At 57.3% G+C, this 15,916-nt stretch carries 19 protein-coding genes; 8 read left to right on the forward strand and 11 right to left on the reverse strand.

Translation table 11 applies throughout. The features are described 5' to 3' along the window. Positions 1 to 30 precede the first annotated feature (30 nt). Positions 31 to 1,980, forward strand: coding sequence for a conjugal transfer protein TraG (locus ACSBPQ_RS09530; RefSeq protein WP_106761483.1), 1,950 nt, complete (start codon positions 31 to 33; stop codon positions 1,978 to 1,980). A 39-nt stretch (positions 1,981 to 2,019) separates the two neighbouring features. Next, positions 2,020 to 2,784 (forward strand): IS6-like element IS6100 family transposase, encoded by a 765-nt coding sequence (locus ACSBPQ_RS09535; protein ID WP_001389365.1) that lies wholly within the window; start codon positions 2,020 to 2,022, stop codon positions 2,782 to 2,784. A 143-nt stretch (positions 2,785 to 2,927) separates the two neighbouring features. Here ACSBPQ_RS09535 and ACSBPQ_RS09540 read toward each other — a convergent pair whose 3' ends face one another. The 3 genes from ACSBPQ_RS09540 to tetR(C) form a co-directional block, all read right to left on the reverse strand. Further along, the gene (locus ACSBPQ_RS09540) at positions 2,928 to 3,632 is read right to left on the reverse strand and encodes an IS6-like element IS26 family transposase (protein WP_001067855.1); all 705 of its coding nucleotides are present in this window, start codon (positions 3,630 to 3,632) and stop codon (positions 2,928 to 2,930) included. Between the two features lie 531 nt (positions 3,633 to 4,163). Continuing rightward, positions 4,164 to 4,478: a helix-turn-helix domain-containing protein gene (locus tag ACSBPQ_RS09545; protein ID WP_061342203.1), complete on the reverse strand. Its 315-nt coding sequence runs from the start codon at positions 4,476 to 4,478 to the stop codon at positions 4,164 to 4,166. Continuing rightward, positions 4,465 to 5,124 carry a tetracycline resistance transcriptional repressor TetR(C) gene (gene tetR(C) / locus ACSBPQ_RS09550; RefSeq protein ID WP_001038045.1) on the reverse strand — a complete coding sequence of 220 codons (660 nt, stop codon included), beginning with the start codon at positions 5,122 to 5,124 and terminating at the stop codon, positions 4,465 to 4,467. Before tetR(C) ends, ACSBPQ_RS09545 begins: the two co-directional genes overlap by 14 nt. Before the next feature lie 92 nt (positions 5,125 to 5,216). Between tetR(C) and tet(C) the strand changes: the two genes are divergently transcribed. Beyond that, positions 5,217 to 6,407: a tetracycline efflux MFS transporter Tet(C) gene (tet(C), locus tag ACSBPQ_RS09555; protein ID WP_001297013.1), complete on the forward strand. Its 1,191-nt coding sequence runs from the start codon at positions 5,217 to 5,219 to the stop codon at positions 6,405 to 6,407. Positions 6,408 to 6,462: 55 nt separating this feature from the next. On the opposite strand, the gene ACSBPQ_RS09560 is transcribed toward tet(C), so the two are convergent. Next, the gene (locus ACSBPQ_RS09560) at positions 6,463 to 6,591 is read right to left on the reverse strand and encodes a type VI secretion protein (RefSeq protein ID WP_001260374.1); all 129 of its coding nucleotides are present in this window, start codon (positions 6,589 to 6,591) and stop codon (positions 6,463 to 6,465) included. A 265-nt stretch (positions 6,592 to 6,856) separates the two neighbouring features. Between ACSBPQ_RS09560 and ACSBPQ_RS09565 the strand changes: the two genes are divergently transcribed. After that, positions 6,857 to 7,135, forward strand: a complete 279-nt coding sequence (locus ACSBPQ_RS09565) for a tyrosine-type recombinase/integrase (RefSeq protein WP_000015696.1) — start codon at positions 6,857 to 6,859, stop codon at positions 7,133 to 7,135. A 357-nt stretch (positions 7,136 to 7,492) separates the two neighbouring features. Here ACSBPQ_RS09565 and ACSBPQ_RS09570 read toward each other — a convergent pair whose 3' ends face one another. Then, positions 7,493 to 8,197, reverse strand: a complete 705-nt coding sequence (locus ACSBPQ_RS09570; RefSeq protein ID WP_001067855.1) for an IS6-like element IS26 family transposase — start codon at positions 8,195 to 8,197, stop codon at positions 7,493 to 7,495. A 129-nt stretch (positions 8,198 to 8,326) separates the two neighbouring features. Here ACSBPQ_RS09570 and aph(3')-Ia point away from each other — a divergent pair, with 129 nt between their 5' ends. Next, on the forward strand, positions 8,327 to 9,142 hold the full coding sequence (aph(3')-Ia, locus tag ACSBPQ_RS09575; RefSeq protein WP_000018326.1) for an aminoglycoside O-phosphotransferase APH(3')-Ia: 816 nt from the start codon (positions 8,327 to 8,329) through the stop codon (positions 9,140 to 9,142). A 153-nt stretch (positions 9,143 to 9,295) separates the two neighbouring features. Here aph(3')-Ia and ACSBPQ_RS09580 read toward each other — a convergent pair whose 3' ends face one another. Both ACSBPQ_RS09580 and ACSBPQ_RS09585 read right to left on the reverse strand, forming a co-directional pair. Beyond that, a complete protein-coding gene (locus ACSBPQ_RS09580; protein ID WP_000902128.1) occupies positions 9,296 to 9,475 on the reverse strand; it encodes a hypothetical protein in 180 nt (59 codons plus the stop codon). A 91-nt stretch (positions 9,476 to 9,566) separates the two neighbouring features. Next, positions 9,567 to 10,271, reverse strand: a complete 705-nt coding sequence (locus ACSBPQ_RS09585) for an IS6-like element IS26 family transposase (RefSeq protein ID WP_001067856.1) — start codon at positions 10,269 to 10,271, stop codon at positions 9,567 to 9,569. A gap of 58 nt (positions 10,272 to 10,329) precedes the next feature. On the opposite strand from ACSBPQ_RS09585, the gene aph(3'')-Ib reads away from it, so the two are divergent. The 3 genes from aph(3'')-Ib to ACSBPQ_RS09600 all read left to right on the forward strand — a co-directional run bounded on the left by aph(3'')-Ib (position 10,330) and on the right by ACSBPQ_RS09600 (position 12,702). After that, a complete protein-coding gene (gene aph(3'')-Ib / locus ACSBPQ_RS09590) occupies positions 10,330 to 11,124 on the forward strand; it encodes an aminoglycoside O-phosphotransferase APH(3'')-Ib (RefSeq protein WP_442681942.1) in 795 nt (264 codons plus the stop codon). Continuing rightward, positions 11,124 to 11,960 carry an aminoglycoside O-phosphotransferase APH(6)-Id gene (locus ACSBPQ_RS09595; protein WP_000480968.1) on the forward strand — a complete coding sequence of 279 codons (837 nt, stop codon included), beginning with the start codon at positions 11,124 to 11,126 and terminating at the stop codon, positions 11,958 to 11,960. The genes aph(3'')-Ib and ACSBPQ_RS09595 overlap by 1 nt, the downstream gene beginning before the upstream one ends. Positions 11,961 to 12,402: 442 nt before the next feature. Continuing rightward, on the forward strand, positions 12,403 to 12,702 hold the full coding sequence (locus tag ACSBPQ_RS09600) for a DUF2293 domain-containing protein (RefSeq protein ID WP_001183923.1): 300 nt from the start codon (positions 12,403 to 12,405) through the stop codon (positions 12,700 to 12,702). A gap of 452 nt (positions 12,703 to 13,154) precedes the next feature. Here the strand turns inward: ACSBPQ_RS09600 and sul1 are convergent, their stop codons facing one another. The 4 genes from sul1 to ACSBPQ_RS09620 form a co-directional block, all read right to left on the reverse strand. Continuing rightward, positions 13,155 to 13,994, reverse strand: a complete 840-nt coding sequence (sul1, locus tag ACSBPQ_RS09605) for a sulfonamide-resistant dihydropteroate synthase Sul1 (protein WP_000259031.1) — start codon at positions 13,992 to 13,994, stop codon at positions 13,155 to 13,157. Further along, the gene (locus ACSBPQ_RS09610; RefSeq protein ID WP_000679427.1) at positions 13,988 to 14,335 is read right to left on the reverse strand and encodes a quaternary ammonium compound efflux SMR transporter QacE delta 1; all 348 of its coding nucleotides are present in this window, start codon (positions 14,333 to 14,335) and stop codon (positions 13,988 to 13,990) included. The genes sul1 and ACSBPQ_RS09610 overlap by 7 nt, the downstream gene beginning before the upstream one ends. Positions 14,336 to 14,498: 163 nt before the next feature. Continuing rightward, a complete protein-coding gene (locus tag ACSBPQ_RS09615; protein ID WP_001206356.1) occupies positions 14,499 to 15,290 on the reverse strand; it encodes an ANT(3'')-Ia family aminoglycoside nucleotidyltransferase AadA2 in 792 nt (263 codons plus the stop codon). Positions 15,291 to 15,411: 121 nt separating this feature from the next. Further along, a complete protein-coding gene (locus ACSBPQ_RS09620) occupies positions 15,412 to 15,756 on the reverse strand; it encodes a low molecular weight protein tyrosine phosphatase family protein (RefSeq protein ID WP_057640797.1) in 345 nt (114 codons plus the stop codon). Positions 15,757 to 15,916 lie beyond the last annotated feature (160 nt).

The raw sequence follows: 15,916 nt of genomic DNA on the forward strand, positions 1-15,916 counted from the left end.
CTCAATCTCTCTTGCCAACTGGAGCCTGCATTGCGCGGAGGCCGAATCCTTTGGGGTCAGATCGCTGTCGTTTTCACCATCGTTCTGGTGATGACGTGGGCGGCGACGCAATGGATAGCATTCCGCCTCGGCTTCCAGCCGCAGCTTGGCAATCCGTGGTTCGAGCTGGTGGGCCTGCCGGTCTATTATCCACCGGCCTTCTTCTGGTGGTGGTTTTCGTTCGACGCCTATGCGCCCGCGATCTTCGTCGAGGGCGGCATCATCGCCGTATCGGGCGGCTTCCTCGCCATCGCTGCCGCCATCTTCATGTCGATCATCCGCGCGCGCGAAGCCCGGAACGTCGCCACCTACGGTTCGGCGCGATGGGCCGAGGACAGAGAAATCCGCGCGGCCGGATTGCTCGGCCCCGATGGCGTCCTGCTCGGCCGATACGACCGGGACTATCTGCGCCATGATGGTCCCGAGCATGTTCTATGCTTCGCCCCGACGCGCAGCGGCAAAGGCGTCGGGCTGGTGGTGCCGACGCTGCTGACATGGCCGGCATCCGCCATCGTTCACGACATAAAAGGCGAGAACTGGACGCTGACAGCGGGCTTCCGCGCGAAGCATGGCCGCGTGCTGCTGTTCGATCCGACCAACGCCAGATCGTCGGCCTACAACCCGCTGCTGGAGGTGCGGCAGGGCGAATGGGAAGTCCGCGACGTGCAGAATATCGCGGATATTCTGGTCGATCCCGAAGGCAGTCTCGACAAGCGCAATCATTGGGAAAAGACCAGCCATAGCTTGCTGGTCGGCGCGATCCTGCATGTTCTCTACGCGGAGAAGGATAAGACCTTGGCGGGCGTCGCCAACTTCCTGTCCGATCCCCGCCGCCCGGTCGAGGCGACCTTGCGCGCCATGATGGACACGCCGCATCTCGGCGAGGCGGGCCTTCATCCCGTCATCGCGTCGTCCGCCCGCGAACTGTTGAACAAATCCGAGAACGAGCGGTCGGGCGTGCTCTCCACCGCCATGTCGTTTCTCGGCCTCTACCGCGATCCCGTGGTGGCGCGGGTGACGGCGCATTGCGACTGGCGCATTGCCGATCTGGTCGGCAGCCGCCAGCCCGTCACGCTCTATCTGGTCGTGCCGCCATCCGACATTAACCGCACAAAGCCGCTAATCCGCCTGATCCTCAACCAGATTGGGAGGCGGTTGACCGAGGAATTGACCACCTCCGGCAAGCGCCATCGCCTGCTGTTGATGCTCGACGAGTTTCCGGCATTGGGCAGGTTGGATTTTTTCGAGTCCGCCTTGGCCTTCATGGCAGGCTACGGAATCAAAGGCTTCCTGATCGCGCAGAGCCTCAACCAGATCGAGCGGGCCTATGGGCCGAACAACGCGATCCTCGACAACTGCCATGTGCGCGTCAGCTTTGCCACGAATGACGAAAGGACCGCCAAAAGGGTGAGCGACGCGCTCGGCACCGCGACCGAGATGCGCGATTCCACCAACTATGCCGGCCACAGGCTCGCGCCGTGGCTCGGGCATCTCATGGTTTCACGGCAGGAGACAGCCCGGCCGCTGCTCACGCCGGGCGAAATCATGCAGCTTCCGCCTACCGATGAAATCGTCATGGTCGCGGGCACGCCGCCGATCCGCGCGACCAAGGCCCGCTATTTCGAGGACGCGCGGTTGCAGGAACGCATCCTGACCCCGCCCGATCTGGTCGCCGCTCCGCTGGCGCCCAGCCCATCCGCCGATGATTGGTCCGGCCGCGTGGTCGCGGCGGAAAGCCGTTCCGCGACGAGGGGAAACGAGGCCGAGGGCGACCCGGCCAATGCCGGCATCCGCCGCGAGCCGGAATTGCCCGAGCATGAGGAAATCGTCACGCCGACGCCATCGCCCGAACAGGAGTTCGAGTTTCTGGACGACGAGCCGGACGTTGACGCCGCCAAGGCCCGCGCCATGCGCCAGCGGGCTCTGTTGCAAAAATCGTGAAGCTTGAGCATGCTTGGCGGAGATTGGACGGACGGAACGATGACGGATTTCAAGTGGCGCCATTTCCAGGGTGATGTGATCCTGTGGGCGGTGCGCTGGTATTGTCGCTATCCGATCAGCTATCGCGACCTTGAGGAAATGCTGGCGGAACGCGGCATTTCGGTCGACCATACGACGATCTATCGCTGGGTCCAGTGCTACGCCCCGGAGATGGAGAAGCGGCTGCGCTGGTTCTGGCGGCGTGGCTTTGATCCGAGCTGGCGCCTGGATGAAACCTACGTCAAGGTGCGGGGCAAGTGGACCTACCTGTACCGGGCAGTCGACAAGCGGGGCGACACGATCGATTTCTACCTGTCGCCGACCCGCAGCGCCAAGGCAGCGAAGCGGTTCCTGGGCAAGGCCCTGCGAGGCCTGAAGCACTGGGAAAAGCCTGCCACGCTCAATACCGACAAAGCGCCGAGCTATGGTGCAGCGATCACCGAATTGAAGCGCGAAGGAAAGCTGGACCGGGAGACGGCCCACCGGCAGGTGAAGTATCTCAATAACGTGATCGAGGCCGATCACGGAAAGCTCAAGATACTGATCAAGCCGGTGCGCGGTTTCAAATCGATCCCCACGGCCTATGCCACGATCAAGGGATTCGAAGTCATGCGAGCCCTGCGCAAAGGACAGGCTCGCCCCTGGTGCCTGCAGCCCGGCATCAGGGGCGAGGTGCGCCTTGTGGAGAGAGCTTTTGGCATTGGGCCCTCGGCGCTGACGGAGGCCATGGGCATGCTCAACCACCATTTCGCAGCAGCCGCCTGATCGGCGCAGAGCGACAGCCTACCTCTGACTGCCGCCAATCTTTGCAACAGAGCCTCCGTCGCCATGCTCACCTCGCTTTGGTGCACACGAGGGCACTGTTGCAAAGTTAGCGATGAGGCAGCCTTTTGTCTTATTCAAAGGCCTTACATTTCAAAAACTCTGCTTACCAGGCGCATTTCGCCCAGGGGATCACCATAATAAAATGCTGAGGCCTGGCCTTTGCGTAGTGCACGCATCACCTCAATACCTTTGATGGTGGCGTAAGCCGTCTTCATGGATTTAAATCCCAGCGTGGCGCCGATTATCCGTTTCAGTTTGCCATGATCGCATTCAATCACGTTGTTCCGGTACTTAATCTGTCGGTGTTCAACGTCAGACGGGCACCGGCCTTCGCGTTTGAGCAGAGCAAGCGCGCGACCATAGGCGGGCGCTTTATCCGTGTTGATGAATCGCGGGATCTGCCACTTCTTCACGTTGTTGAGGATTTTACCCAGAAACCGGTATGCAGCTTTGCTGTTACGACGGGAGGAGAGATAAAAATCGACAGTGCGGCCCCGGCTGTCGACGGCCCGGTACAGATACGCCCAGCGGCCATTGACCTTCACGTAGGTTTCATCCATGTGCCACGGGCAAAGATCGGAAGGGTTACGCCAGTACCAGCGCAGCCGTTTTTCCATTTCAGGCGCATAACGCTGAACCCAGCGGTAAATCGTGGAGTGATCGACATTCACTCCGCGTTCAGCCAGCATCTCCTGCAGCTCACGGTAACTGATGCCGTATTTGCAGTACCAGCGTACGGCCCACAGAATGATGTCACGCTGAAAATGCCGGCCTTTGAATGGGTTCATGTGCAGCTCCATCAGCAAAAGGGGATGATAAGTTTATCACCACCGACTATTTGCAACAGTGCCCATAGGCTTCATCAGCGCCTGACTGGCGAGCACGATTCCGGCCCTAGCCGCAGGATCGCGCAGGACGACCTAGTTACGAACCAGGCCGAGTGTTCCTGACATCCATCGGCACCATAGTTCTGCTTATCCGGCACGCGCGCGTCAGGGGTGTGGTGAACTACAAAGCAGACCCGTTGAGGTTATCAGTTCGATGCACAATCAGCAGCGCATAAAATATGCACAAGAACAGGAGCACCCTTCGCATTAAGCTGTGGTGGTAACAAGTAGTGCCGGGCTACCATCAGCGAGCATGATGCGCTCCCACAGCATTCGCCTTGGCAGTATGGAAGTTCCTCGCTCCAGTTCGGGCCGGTATCCACCTCGAGTGACCCCAGCCGCCCCTCATGCCAACCGAGCCCATTAAGCGCAGAGTCGGCCGCAACTATCTCGGGGACGCATAAACACGCAGCGATTTACCAAGGAGTTCGGCTAGGTCAATCCGCAATTCCCTTTGCCTGGCCGGAGATGCCGCGAGCAAACAATGTGTCCGGTCGCTACCAGATGGACTTTGTGGGCGGAGGATTGCACCAGACGCTTCAGCGCAGCGTCGTACGATGAATCGGAAGGCCCGGTAAGCAATTGAAGAACCGCTGACCACCTCCCATCCGACAATGCAAGGGTGCCCCGCTCCCAGCGCGACACGGTTGCCTGATCCACACCCATTAATTCAGCTAGGTGACTTTGCTTCATATGACGAAGCAACCGCGCCCTCCGCACCTGCCGCCCCCTGTCATTCGTCAACATTCTTCAGCACCTCAATGTCGTTCGTAGTGAGCCTCATTTTTTCAAGACCGCCGATGATGAGAGCCAGGCCTCGCTCGAATGCCGCGTCCGGACCGCCTTCGTAGACGATTTTCATCGCGCTCTGTAGGCGCGCCGGCATCGTAGACGCTGAGGTGGTCAACTGATCTTCGCCCCGCTCCTCGGCGTCTGCCTCGCTAGCTTGCTGCTCAAGAACAGCGCCGACGGTGAAGTAGCTGATTGCCATCAACGCATAGGTCGCGTCACCTGCCGAAAAGCCAGCATCGCAAAGGAAGCGAAGCTGCGCGTCGGCTTTTTCCATCTGCGGCGCGGCTGGCCGCGTCCCGGCATGAATACGCGCGCCATCGCGATAAGCGAGCAACGCCCGTCGAAAACTGCATGCATTGCCCTTCAGGAACGAACGCCAGTCGTCGTCATCCCTTGGCGTCGAATGCGTGTGATTTATCGTCAGCATGGCTTCGGCAAGTGCGTCGAGCAACGCACGCTTGTTCTTGAAATGCCAGTAGAGCGCTGGCTGTTGCACCCCGAGGCGCTCAGCCAGTCGGCGCGTCGTTAGACCTTCCATGCCCACGTCGTTAAGCAGTTCGAGCGCGGTTCGGATCACGGCCTCGCGTTGGAGCTTGTTCATTCGCGAATTCTCATGTTTGACAGCTTATCATCGATAAGCTTTAATGCGGTAGTTTATCACAGTTAAATTGCTAACGCAGTCAGGCACCGTGTATGAAATCTAACAATGCGCTCATCGTCATCCTCGGCACCGTCACCCTGGATGCTGTAGGCATAGGCTTGGTTATGCCGGTACTGCCGGGCCTCTTGCGGGATATCGTCCATTCCGACAGCATCGCCAGTCACTATGGCGTGCTGCTAGCGCTATATGCGTTGATGCAATTTCTATGCGCACCCGTTCTCGGAGCACTGTCCGACCGCTTTGGCCGCCGCCCAGTCCTGCTCGCTTCGCTACTTGGAGCCACTATCGACTACGCGATCATGGCGACCACACCCGTCCTGTGGATCCTCTACGCCGGACGCATCGTGGCCGGCATCACCGGCGCCACAGGTGCGGTTGCTGGCGCCTATATCGCCGACATCACCGATGGGGAAGATCGGGCTCGCCACTTCGGGCTCATGAGCGCTTGTTTCGGCGTGGGTATGGTGGCAGGCCCCGTGGCCGGGGGACTGTTGGGCGCCATCTCCTTGCATGCACCATTCCTTGCGGCGGCGGTGCTCAACGGCCTCAACCTACTACTGGGCTGCTTCCTAATGCAGGAGTCGCATAAGGGAGAGCGTCGACCGATGCCCTTGAGAGCCTTCAACCCAGTCAGCTCCTTCCGGTGGGCGCGGGGCATGACTATCGTCGCCGCACTTATGACTGTCTTCTTTATCATGCAACTCGTAGGACAGGTGCCGGCAGCGCTCTGGGTCATTTTCGGCGAGGACCGCTTTCGCTGGAGCGCGACGATGATCGGCCTGTCGCTTGCGGTATTCGGAATCTTGCACGCCCTCGCTCAAGCCTTCGTCACTGGTCCCGCCACCAAACGTTTCGGCGAGAAGCAGGCCATTATCGCCGGCATGGCGGCCGACGCGCTGGGCTACGTCTTGCTGGCGTTCGCGACGCGAGGCTGGATGGCCTTCCCCATTATGATTCTTCTCGCTTCCGGCGGCATCGGGATGCCCGCGTTGCAGGCCATGCTGTCCAGGCAGGTAGATGACGACCATCAGGGACAGCTTCAAGGATCGCTCGCGGCTCTTACCAGCCTAACTTCGATCATTGGACCGCTGATCGTCACGGCGATTTATGCCGCCTCGGCGAGCACATGGAACGGGTTGGCATGGATTGTAGGCGCCGCCCTATACCTTGTCTGCCTCCCCGCGTTGCGTCGCGGTGCATGGAGCCGGGCCACCTCGACCTGAATGGAAGCCGGCGGCACCTCGCTAACGGATTCACCACTCCAAGAATTGGAGCCAATCAATTCTTGCGGAGAACTGTGAATGCGCAAACCAACCCTTGGCAGAACATATCCATCGCGTCCGCCATCTCCAGCAGCCGCACGCGGCGCATCTCGGGCAGCGTTGGGTCCTGGCCACGGGTGCGCATGATCGTGCTCCTGTCGTTGAGGACCCGGCTAGGCTGGCGGGGTTGCCTTACTGGTTAGCAGAATGAATCACCGATACGCGAGCGAACGTGAAGCGACTGCTGCTGCAAAACGTCTGCGACCTGAGCAACAACATGAATGGTCTTCGGTTTCCGTGTTTCGTAAAGTCTGGAAACGCGGAAGTCCCCTACGTGCTGCTGAAGTTGCCCGCAACAGAGAGTGGAACCAACCGGTGATACCACGATACTATGACTGAGAGTCAACGCCATGAGCGGCCTCATTTCTTATTCTGAGTTACAACAGTCCGCACCGCTGCCGGTAGCTATTGACTATCCGGCTGCACTAGCCCTGCGTCAGATGGCTCTGATCCAAGGCAAACTGCCAAAATATCTGCTGGCACCGGAAGTCAGCGCCCTGCACCATTATGTTCCGGATCTGCATCGCAGGATGCTGCTGGCTACCCTGTGGAACACCTACATCTGTATTAACGAAGCGCTGGCATTGACCCTGAGTGATTTTTCTCTGGTGCCGCCTTATCACTGTTGAAGGCCACCGCTCATCACGCGTTTGCTGACATTGAGCCCTGCCGGCCGATCGGCCTGAGACTCTCAGCACAGGAGACGGCGGGTGACGAGCGTATACTTTTTCGACGCTTGGTTGCGGTCGCGCTAGGCGTGGCCGCCGACGAACCCGCTGGTGTCGCCCTTGCGGAGCAGCGCAAGGCGGACCTTGCCACGACATCCCCTCGCCCGCCGATCGTCTAAATTCGTCGAGGTTAAGAAATTCCCGCTCCGGCGAGGCCATCACCATCACCGGCGTCAGGTAGTGGACATGGCAGCAGCGCACGCAGGGGCACTGTTGCAAAGTTAGCGATGAGGCAGCCTTTTGTCTTATTCAAAGGCCTTACATTTCAAAAACTCTGCTTACCAGGCGCATTTCGCCCAGGGGATCACCATAATAAAATGCTGAGGCCTGGCCTTTGCGTAGTGCACGCATCACCTCAATACCTTTGATGGTGGCGTAAGCCGTCTTCATGGATTTAAATCCCAGCGTGGCGCCGATTATCCGTTTCAGTTTGCCATGATCGCATTCAATCACGTTGTTCCGGTACTTAATCTGTCGGTGTTCAACGTCAGACGGGCACCGGCCTTCGCGTTTGAGCAGAGCAAGCGCGCGACCATAGGCGGGCGCTTTATCCGTGTTGATGAATCGCGGGATCTGCCACTTCTTCACGTTGTTGAGGATTTTACCCAGAAACCGGTATGCAGCTTTGCTGTTACGACGGGAGGAGAGATAAAAATCGACAGTGCGGCCCCGGCTGTCGACGGCCCGGTACAGATACGCCCAGCGGCCATTGACCTTCACGTAGGTTTCATCCATGTGCCACGGGCAAAGATCGGAAGGGTTACGCCAGTACCAGCGCAGCCGTTTTTCCATTTCAGGCGCATAACGCTGAACCCAGCGGTAAATCGTGGAGTGATCGACATTCACTCCGCGTTCAGCCAGCATCTCCTGCAGCTCACGGTAACTGATGCCGTATTTGCAGTACCAGCGTACGGCCCACAGAATGATGTCACGCTGAAAATGCCGGCCTTTGAATGGGTTCATGTGCAGCTCCATCAGCAAAAGGGGATGATAAGTTTATCACCACCGACTATTTGCAACAGTGCCGATAAAAATATATCATCATGAACAATAAAACTGTCTGCTTACATAAACAGTAATACAAGGGGTGTTATGAGCCATATTCAACGGGAAACGTCTTGCTCGAGGCCGCGATTAAATTCCAACCTGGATGCTGATTTATATGGGTATAGATGGGCTCGCGATAATGTCGGGCAATCAGGTGCGACAATCTATCGATTGTATGGGAAGCCCAATGCGCCAGAGTTGTTTCTGAAACATGGCAAAGGTAGCGTTGCCAATGATGTTACAGATGAGATGGTCAGACTAAACTGGCTGACGGCATTTATGCCTCTTCCGACCATCAAGCATTTTATCCGTACTCCTGATGATGCATGGTTACTCACCACTGCGATCCCCGGGAAAACAGCATTCCAGGTATTAGAAGAATATCCTGATTCAGGTGAAAATATTGTTGATGCGCTGGCAGTGTTCCTGCGCCGGTTGCATTCGATTCCTGTTTGTAATTGTCCTTTTAACAGCGATCGCGTATTTCGTCTCGCTCAGGCGCAATCACGAATGAATAACGGTTTGGTTGATGCTAGTGATTTTGATGACGAGCGTAATGGCTGGCCTGTTGAACAAGTCTGGAAAGAAATGCATAAGCTTTTGCCATTCTCACCGGATTCAGTCGTCACTCATGGTGATTTCTCACTTGATAACCTTATTTTTGACGAGGGGAAATTAATAGGTTGTATTGATGTTGGACGAGTCGGAATCGCAGACCGATACCAGGATCTTGCCATCCTATGGAACTGCCTCGGTGAGTTTTCTCCTTCATTACAGAAACGGCTTTTTCAAAAATATGGTATTGATAATCCTGATATGAATAAATTGCAGTTTCATTTGATGCTCGATGAGTTTTTCTGATAGTTAGTCTTTGTAGAGACACAAACCTGAAATTCCGGACACCGCGCTTCAGGACATCTCCCTGGACGCCGATATCTGGCAGTATCCGGACGGTACTATCGAACGCCGGGCCAACGGTACTACCCTGCCCTTTATGACTGACGACCGGCTATCTCACCCACGCACTTCTCCCTGAAATTTAGCATCGTCGCGGTTAATGTCGAAAATTTGCCACCTGACGTGGTTGGCATCGAGGGTGAAAACTGCCGTGGCGAGGGTGTTCTCCTCATCCGGATCGTCGGCAGCCAGCCGGTATTCACCGGCATCAATTTTCAGATTGATATCGTGCAGCACCTGGGTGGTGCCGAAATGTTTAGCGACCGCGCTAAATTCGGCACTGTTGCAAAGTTAGCGATGAGGCAGCCTTTTGTCTTATTCAAAGGCCTTACGTTTCAAAAACTCTGCTTACCAGGCGCATTTCGCCCAGGGGATCACCATAATAAAATGCTGAGGCCTGGCCTTTGCGTAGTGCACGCATCACCTCAATACCTTTGATGGTGGCGTAAGCCGTCTTCATGGATTTAAATCCCAGCGTGGCGCCGATTATCCGTTTCAGTTTGCCATGATCGCATTCAATCACGTTGTTCCGGTACTTAATCTGTCGGTGTTCAACGTCAGACGGGCACCGGCCTTCGCGTTTGAGCAGAGCAAGCGCGCGACCATAGGCGGGCGCTTTATCCGTGTTGATGAATCGCGGGATCTGCCACTTCTTCACGTTGTTGAGGATTTTACCCAGAAACCGGTATGCAGCTTTGCTGTTACGACGGGAGGAGAGATAAAAATCGACAGTGCGGCCCCGGCTGTCGACGGCCCGGTACAGATACGCCCAGCGGCCATTGACCTTCACGTAGGTTTCATCCATGTGCCACGGGCAAAGATCGGAAGGGTTACGCCAGTACCAGCGCAGCCGTTTTTCCATTTCAGGCGCATAACGCTGAACCCAGCGGTAAATCGTGGAGTGATCGACATTCACTCCGCGTTCAGCCAGCATCTCCTGCAGCTCACGGTAACTGATGCCGTATTTGCAGTACCAGCGTACGGCCCACAGAATGATGTCACGCTGAAAATGCCGGCCTTTGAATGGGTTCATGTGCAGCTCCATCAGCAAAAGGGGATGATAAGTTTATCACCACCGACTATTTGCAACAGTGCCTATTTTTTTGGGTGAATCGCATTCTGACTGGTTGCCTGTCAGAGGCGGAGAATCCGGTGATTTTGTTTTTCGACGTGGTGACGGGCATGCCTTCGCGAAAATCGCACCTGCTTCCCGTCGCGGTGAGCTCGCTGGAGAGCGTGACCGCCTCATTTGGCTCAAAGGTCGAGGTGTGGCTTGCCCCGAGGTAATCAACTGGCAGGAGGAACAGGAGGGCGCATGCCTAGTGATAACGGCAATTCCGGGAGTACCGGCGGCGGATCTGTCTGGAGCAGATTTGCTCAAAGCGTGGCCGTCAATGGGGCAGCAACTTGGGGCTGTTCACAGCCTATCGGTTGATCAATGTCCGTTTGAGCGCAGGCTGTCGCGAATGATCGGACGCGCCGTTGATGTGGTGTCCCGCAATGCCGTCAATCCCGACTTCTTACCTGACGAGGACAAGAGTACGCCGCAGCTCGATCTTTTGGCTCGTGTCGAACGAGAGCTACCGGTGCGGCTCGACCAAGAGCGCACCGATATGGTTGTTTGCCATGGTGATCCCTGCATGCCGAACTTCATGGTAGACCCTAGAACTCTTCAATGTACGGGTCTGATCGACCTTGGGCGGCTCGGAACAGCAGATCGCTATGCCGATTTGGCACTCATGATTGCTAACGCCGAAGAGAACTGGGCAGCGCCAGATGAAGCAGAGCGCGCCTTCGCTGTCCTATTCAATGTATTGGGGATCGAAGCCCCCGACCGCGAACGCCTTGCCTTCTATCTGCGATTGGACCCTCTGACTTGGGGTTGATGTTCATGCCGCCTGTTTTTCCTGCTCATTGGCACGTTTCGCAACCTGTTCTCATTGCGGACACCTTTTCCAGCCTCGTTTGGAAAGTTTCATTGCCAGACGGGACTCCTGCAATCGTCAAGGGATTGAAACCTATAGAAGACATTGCTGATGAACTGCGCGGGGCCGACTATCTGGTATGGCGCAATGGGAGGGGAGCAGTCCGGTTGCTCGGTCGTGAGAACAATCTGATGTTGCTCGAATATGCCGGGGAGCGAATGCTCTCTCACATCGTTGCCGAGCACGGCGACTACCAGGCGACCGAAATTGCAGCGGAACTAATGGCGAAGCTGTATGCCGCATCTGAGGAACCCCTGCCTTCTGCCCTTCTCCCGATCCGGGATCGCTTTGCAGCTTTGTTTCAGCGGGCGCGCGATGATCAAAACGCAGGTTGTCAAACTGACTACGTCCACGCGGCGATTATAGCCGATCAAATGATGAGCAATGCCTCGGAACTGCGTGGGCTACATGGCGATCTGCATCATGAAAACATCATGTTCTCCAGTCGCGGCTGGCTGGTGATAGATCCCGTCGGTCTGGTCGGTGAAGTGGGCTTTGGCGCCGCCAATATGTTCTACGATCCGGCTGACAGAGACGACCTTTGTCTCGATCCTAGACGCATTGCACAGATGGCGGACGCATTCTCTCGTGCGCTGGACGTCGATCCGCGTCGCCTGCTCGACCAGGCGTACGCTTATGGGTGCCTTTCCGCAGCTTGGAACGCGGATGGAGAAGAGGAGCAACGCGATCTAGCTATCGCGGCCGCGATCAAGCAGGTGCGACAGACGTCATACTAGATATCAAGCGACTTCTCCTATCCCCTGGGAACACATCAATCTCACCGGAGAATATCGCTGGCCAAAGCCTTAGCGTAGGATTCCGCCCCTTCCCGCAAACGACCCCTAAAGGCGTAGGCGTCGGACCGGTGTGGCCGGGCGGTCGGGTGTTGTGGTAGTTGGACTGCGTGAACTCCCAAGCCGACAACTTTGACGACGACCAGGAAGCGACCGCCGAGGGCATTGCCGACATTGAGGCAGGCCGGACTATCAGCCACGAGGCTGTGAAAGCCTGGCTATTGTCGTGGGGAACGCCGAACGAACTGCCGCCCCCCAAGGTTGGCGATTAGCTGACGGCAACATCGGAAGGCATGTCGCTGAGCTACCCTTTTGGCGGCCCCCAAGCACCTCATGCGACCCCTTTTGGCGTAGGCCGATGCGAGCGTCTCCTTGGAGGCATCGCATGCAGCAAGGCACATTATTCACCCGGCGGACGGTCGAGCGACATTTTCGCAAACATCAAGCTCGCTGCCCGCCGGAATACCGCGAGATCCTCATCGAACGGATTCTGGCCAAACGGTGGACAGAAGCCTCGCTAGGCAAGGTCGTCGGCATTGTGGCCTCAACCTTCGCCCGCCACCAACTTACCGACTACGATCGACTTTTGGCGATCTCCGGTATGGCTCGCGCCGAGGCGCGGTTAATTGTCAGCCGCGAAGTAAGCGACATTCTAGAAAGCTGGCGCAGCACCGCGCTCCCCTAGCCAAATCGGTGGAGCGAGCCGCGCGCACGCTTATCCGCCGGTGCATGGCTATGCACCCCCGCCCCGTCCCAGCGCCCAATGCGCTAGGAGTAGCTTAAGCACTCCGCTGGCATCGTCGAGACATGGATGCCGTCGCTGCAACTCGCGACTAGGAGCTCGGATCTCAGGACGAAGGTCTCCGCGAATGTCCGGTCGATCCGCGCGACGTCCCAGGCGGGCGTTCCCTTGGCGGACATCCACGCCGCAGCGTCGTGCATCAGCCGCACAACCTCGTCGATATCACCCGAGCAGGCGACCCGAACGTTCGGAGGCTCCTCGCTGTCCATTCGCTCCCCTGGCGCGGTATGAACCGCCGCCTCATAGTGCAGTTTGATCCTGACGAGCCCAGCATGTCTGCGCCCACCTTCGCGGAACCTGACCAGGTCCGCTAGCGGGCGGCCGGAAGGTGAATGCTAGGCATGATCTAACCCTCGGTCTCTGGCGTCGCGACTGCGAAATTTCGCGAGGGTTTCCGAGAAGGTGATTGCGCTTCGCAGATCTCCAGGCGCGTGGGTGCGGACGTAGTCAGCGCCATTGCCGATCGCGTGAAGTTCCGCCGCAAGGCTCGCTGGACCCAGATCCTTTACAGGAAGGCCAACGGTGGCGCCCAAGAAGGATTTCCGCGACACCGAGACCAATAGCGGAAGCCCCAACGCCGACTTCAGCTTTTGAAGGTTCGACAGCACGTGCAGCGATGTTTCCGGTGCGGGGCTCAAGAAAAATCCCATCCCCGGATCGAGGATGAGCCGGTCGGCAGCGACCCCGCTCCGTCGCAAGGCGGAAACCCGCGCCTCGAAGAACCGCACAATCTCGTCGAGCGCGTCTTCGGGTCGAAGGTGACCGGTGCGGGTGGCGATGCCATCCCGCTGCGCTGAGTGCATAACCACCAGCCTGCAGTCCGCCTCAGCAATATCGGGATAGAGCGCAGGGTCAGGAAATCCTTGGATATCGTTCAGGTAGCCCACGCCGCGCTTGAGCGCATAGCGCTGGGTTTCCGGTTGGAAGCTGTCGATTGAAACACGGTGCATCTGATCGGACAGGGCGTCTAAGAGCGGCGCAATACGTCTGATCTCATCGGCCGGCGATACAGGCCTCGCGTCCGGATGGCTGGCGGCCGGTCCGACATCCACGACGTCTGATCCGACTCGCAGCATTTCGATCGCCGCGGTGACAGCGCCGGCGGGGTCTAGCCGCCGGCTCTCATCGAAGAAGGAGTCCTCGGTGAGATTCAGAATGCCGAACACCGTCACCATGGCGTCGGCCTCCGCAGCGACTTCCACGATGGGGATCGGGCGAGCAAAAAGGCAGCAATTATGAGCCCCATACCTACAAAGCCCCACGCATCAAGCTTTTGCCCATGAAGCAACCAGGCAATGGCTGTAATTATGACGACGCCGAGTCCCGACCAGACTGCATAAGCAACACCGACAGGGATGGATTTCAGAACCAGAGAAAGAAAATAAAATGCGATGCCATAACCGATTATGACAACGGCGGAAGGGGCAAGCTTAGTAAAGCCCTCGCTAGATTTTAATGCGGATGTTGCGATTACTTCGCCAACTATTGCGATAACAAGAAAAAGCCAGCCTTTCATGATATATCTCCCAATTTGTGTAGGGCTTATTATGCACGCTTAAAAATAATAAAAGCAGACTTGACCTGATAGTTTGGCTGTGAGCAATTATGTGCTTAGTGCATCTAACGCCGGAGTTAAGCCGCCGCGCGTAGCGCGGTCGGCTTGAACGAATTGTTAGACATCATTTACCAACTGACTTGATGATCTCGCCTTTCACAAAGCGAATAAATTCTTCCAAGTGATCTGCGCGTGAGGCCAAGTGATCTTCTTTTTGTCCCAGATAAGCTTGCTTAGCTTCAAGTAAGACGGGCTGATACTGGGCAGGTAGGCGTTTTATTGCCCAGTCGGCAGCGACATCCTTCGGCGCGATTTTGCCGGTTATTGCGCTGTACCAAATGCGGGACAACGTAAGCACTACATTTCGCTCATCGCCGGCCCAGTCGGGCTGCGAGTTCCATAGCTTCAAGGTTTCCCTCAGCGCCTCGAATAGATCCTGTTCAGGAACCGGGTCAAAGAATTCCTCCGCTGCCGGACCTACCAAGGCAACGCTATGTTCTCTTGCTTTTGTAAGCAGGATAGCTAGATCAATGTCGATCATGGCTGGCTCGAAGATACCCGCAAGAATGTCATTGCGCTGCCATTCTCCAAATTGCAGCTCGCGCTTAGCCGGATAACGCCACGGGATGATGTCGTCATGCACGACAAGGGTGACTTCTATAGCGCGGAGCGTCTCGCTCTCGCCAGGGAAAGCCGAAGCCTCCATAAGATCATTGAGCAATGCTCGCCGCGTCGTTTCATCAAGCTTTACGGCCACAGTAACCAACAAATCAATATCGCTGTATGGCTTCAGGCCGCCATCCACTGCGGAGCCGTACAAATGCACGGCCAGCAACGTTGATTCCAGATGGCGCTCAATGACGCTTAGCACCTCTGATAGTTGGTTCGAAATTTCGATGGTCACCGCTTCCCTCATGATGTCTAACGCCTAAGTTAAGCCGCGCCGCAGCGGGGCGTGAAGCACATGGCAAGCTGTACCTGCCATGTGGTTCGCGCCCCGATGCGGTGTCGGCTTGAACGCATTGTTAGGCCGCAGACTAAGCTGCGCCCCCGCGAGCCGGCAAGTGGCGCGGAACCTTTTGCTGGAGTAGCCGCACGAGCTCCGGCGCCATGTACTCGTACTGGTCCGGAATGCCGAGGACCACTACGCGCTTGCCGCGCAGTTGCGGCTGGAACTTGGCCGCGATCTTGGCCCGGTGCGCCGACTCCATGACGAGCACCGTATCTGCCCAGCCGATGAGCTCAGCCGAGACGTGGCAGTCCGCGTCGTGCCCCGTCCCCGCCGAAGCCGTCTCAACGCCCGGCCAGTCCGCGAATACCTGCTCTGCAGTAGGACTGCGAAGACGGTTCTTGCCACAGACAAAGAGCACGTTGTGCGTCAAAGCATCACCTGCGGCCTAACACCTAAGTTAAGCCGAGGCGCGTAGTGGAGCGGACCAGGTGGCAAGCTTTACCTGCCGCCTGGACCGCGTAACGAAGCGGCTTCGGCTTGAACGCATTGTTAGGCCGCCGATGCCCAGCACCGCGACCCAACCCCTGGCC

This window comes from Stenotrophomonas sp. JC08 (genome assembly GCF_052180205.1).
Lineage (GTDB): Bacteria > Pseudomonadota > Gammaproteobacteria > Xanthomonadales > Xanthomonadaceae > Stenotrophomonas.

Bases quoted from the DNA above. Each gene is read 5' to 3' on its own strand.
- ACSBPQ_RS09535 (WP_001389365.1), top strand. From the start codon at position 2,020: ATGACGGATTTCAAGTGGCGCCATTTCCAGGGTGATGTGATCCTGTGG.
- ACSBPQ_RS09570 (WP_001067855.1), bottom strand. From the start codon at position 8,197: ATGAACCCATTCAAAGGCCGGCATTTTCAGCGTGACATCATTCTGTGG.
- ACSBPQ_RS09600 (WP_001183923.1), top strand. From the start codon at position 12,403: ATGCAGCAAGGCACATTATTCACCCGGCGGACGGTCGAGCGACATTTT.
- ACSBPQ_RS09615 (WP_001206356.1), bottom strand. From the start codon at position 15,290: ATGAGGGAAGCGGTGACCATCGAAATTTCGAACCAACTATCAGAGGTG.
- ACSBPQ_RS09540 (WP_001067855.1), bottom strand. From the start codon at position 3,632: ATGAACCCATTCAAAGGCCGGCATTTTCAGCGTGACATCATTCTGTGG.
- ACSBPQ_RS09610 (WP_000679427.1), bottom strand. From the start codon at position 14,335: ATGAAAGGCTGGCTTTTTCTTGTTATCGCAATAGTTGGCGAAGTAATC.
- ACSBPQ_RS09595 (WP_000480968.1), top strand. From the start codon at position 11,124: ATGTTCATGCCGCCTGTTTTTCCTGCTCATTGGCACGTTTCGCAACCT.
- ACSBPQ_RS09545 (WP_061342203.1), bottom strand. From the start codon at position 4,478: ATGTTGACGAATGACAGGGGGCGGCAGGTGCGGAGGGCGCGGTTGCTT.
- ACSBPQ_RS09565 (WP_000015696.1), top strand. From the start codon at position 6,857: ATGAGCGGCCTCATTTCTTATTCTGAGTTACAACAGTCCGCACCGCTG.
- sul1 (WP_000259031.1), bottom strand. From the start codon at position 13,994: ATGGTGACGGTGTTCGGCATTCTGAATCTCACCGAGGACTCCTTCTTC.
- ACSBPQ_RS09560 (WP_001260374.1), bottom strand. From the start codon at position 6,591: ATGCGCACCCGTGGCCAGGACCCAACGCTGCCCGAGATGCGCCGCGTG.
- ACSBPQ_RS09585 (WP_001067856.1), bottom strand. From the start codon at position 10,271: ATGAACCCATTCAAAGGCCGGCATTTTCAGCGTGACATCATTCTGTGG.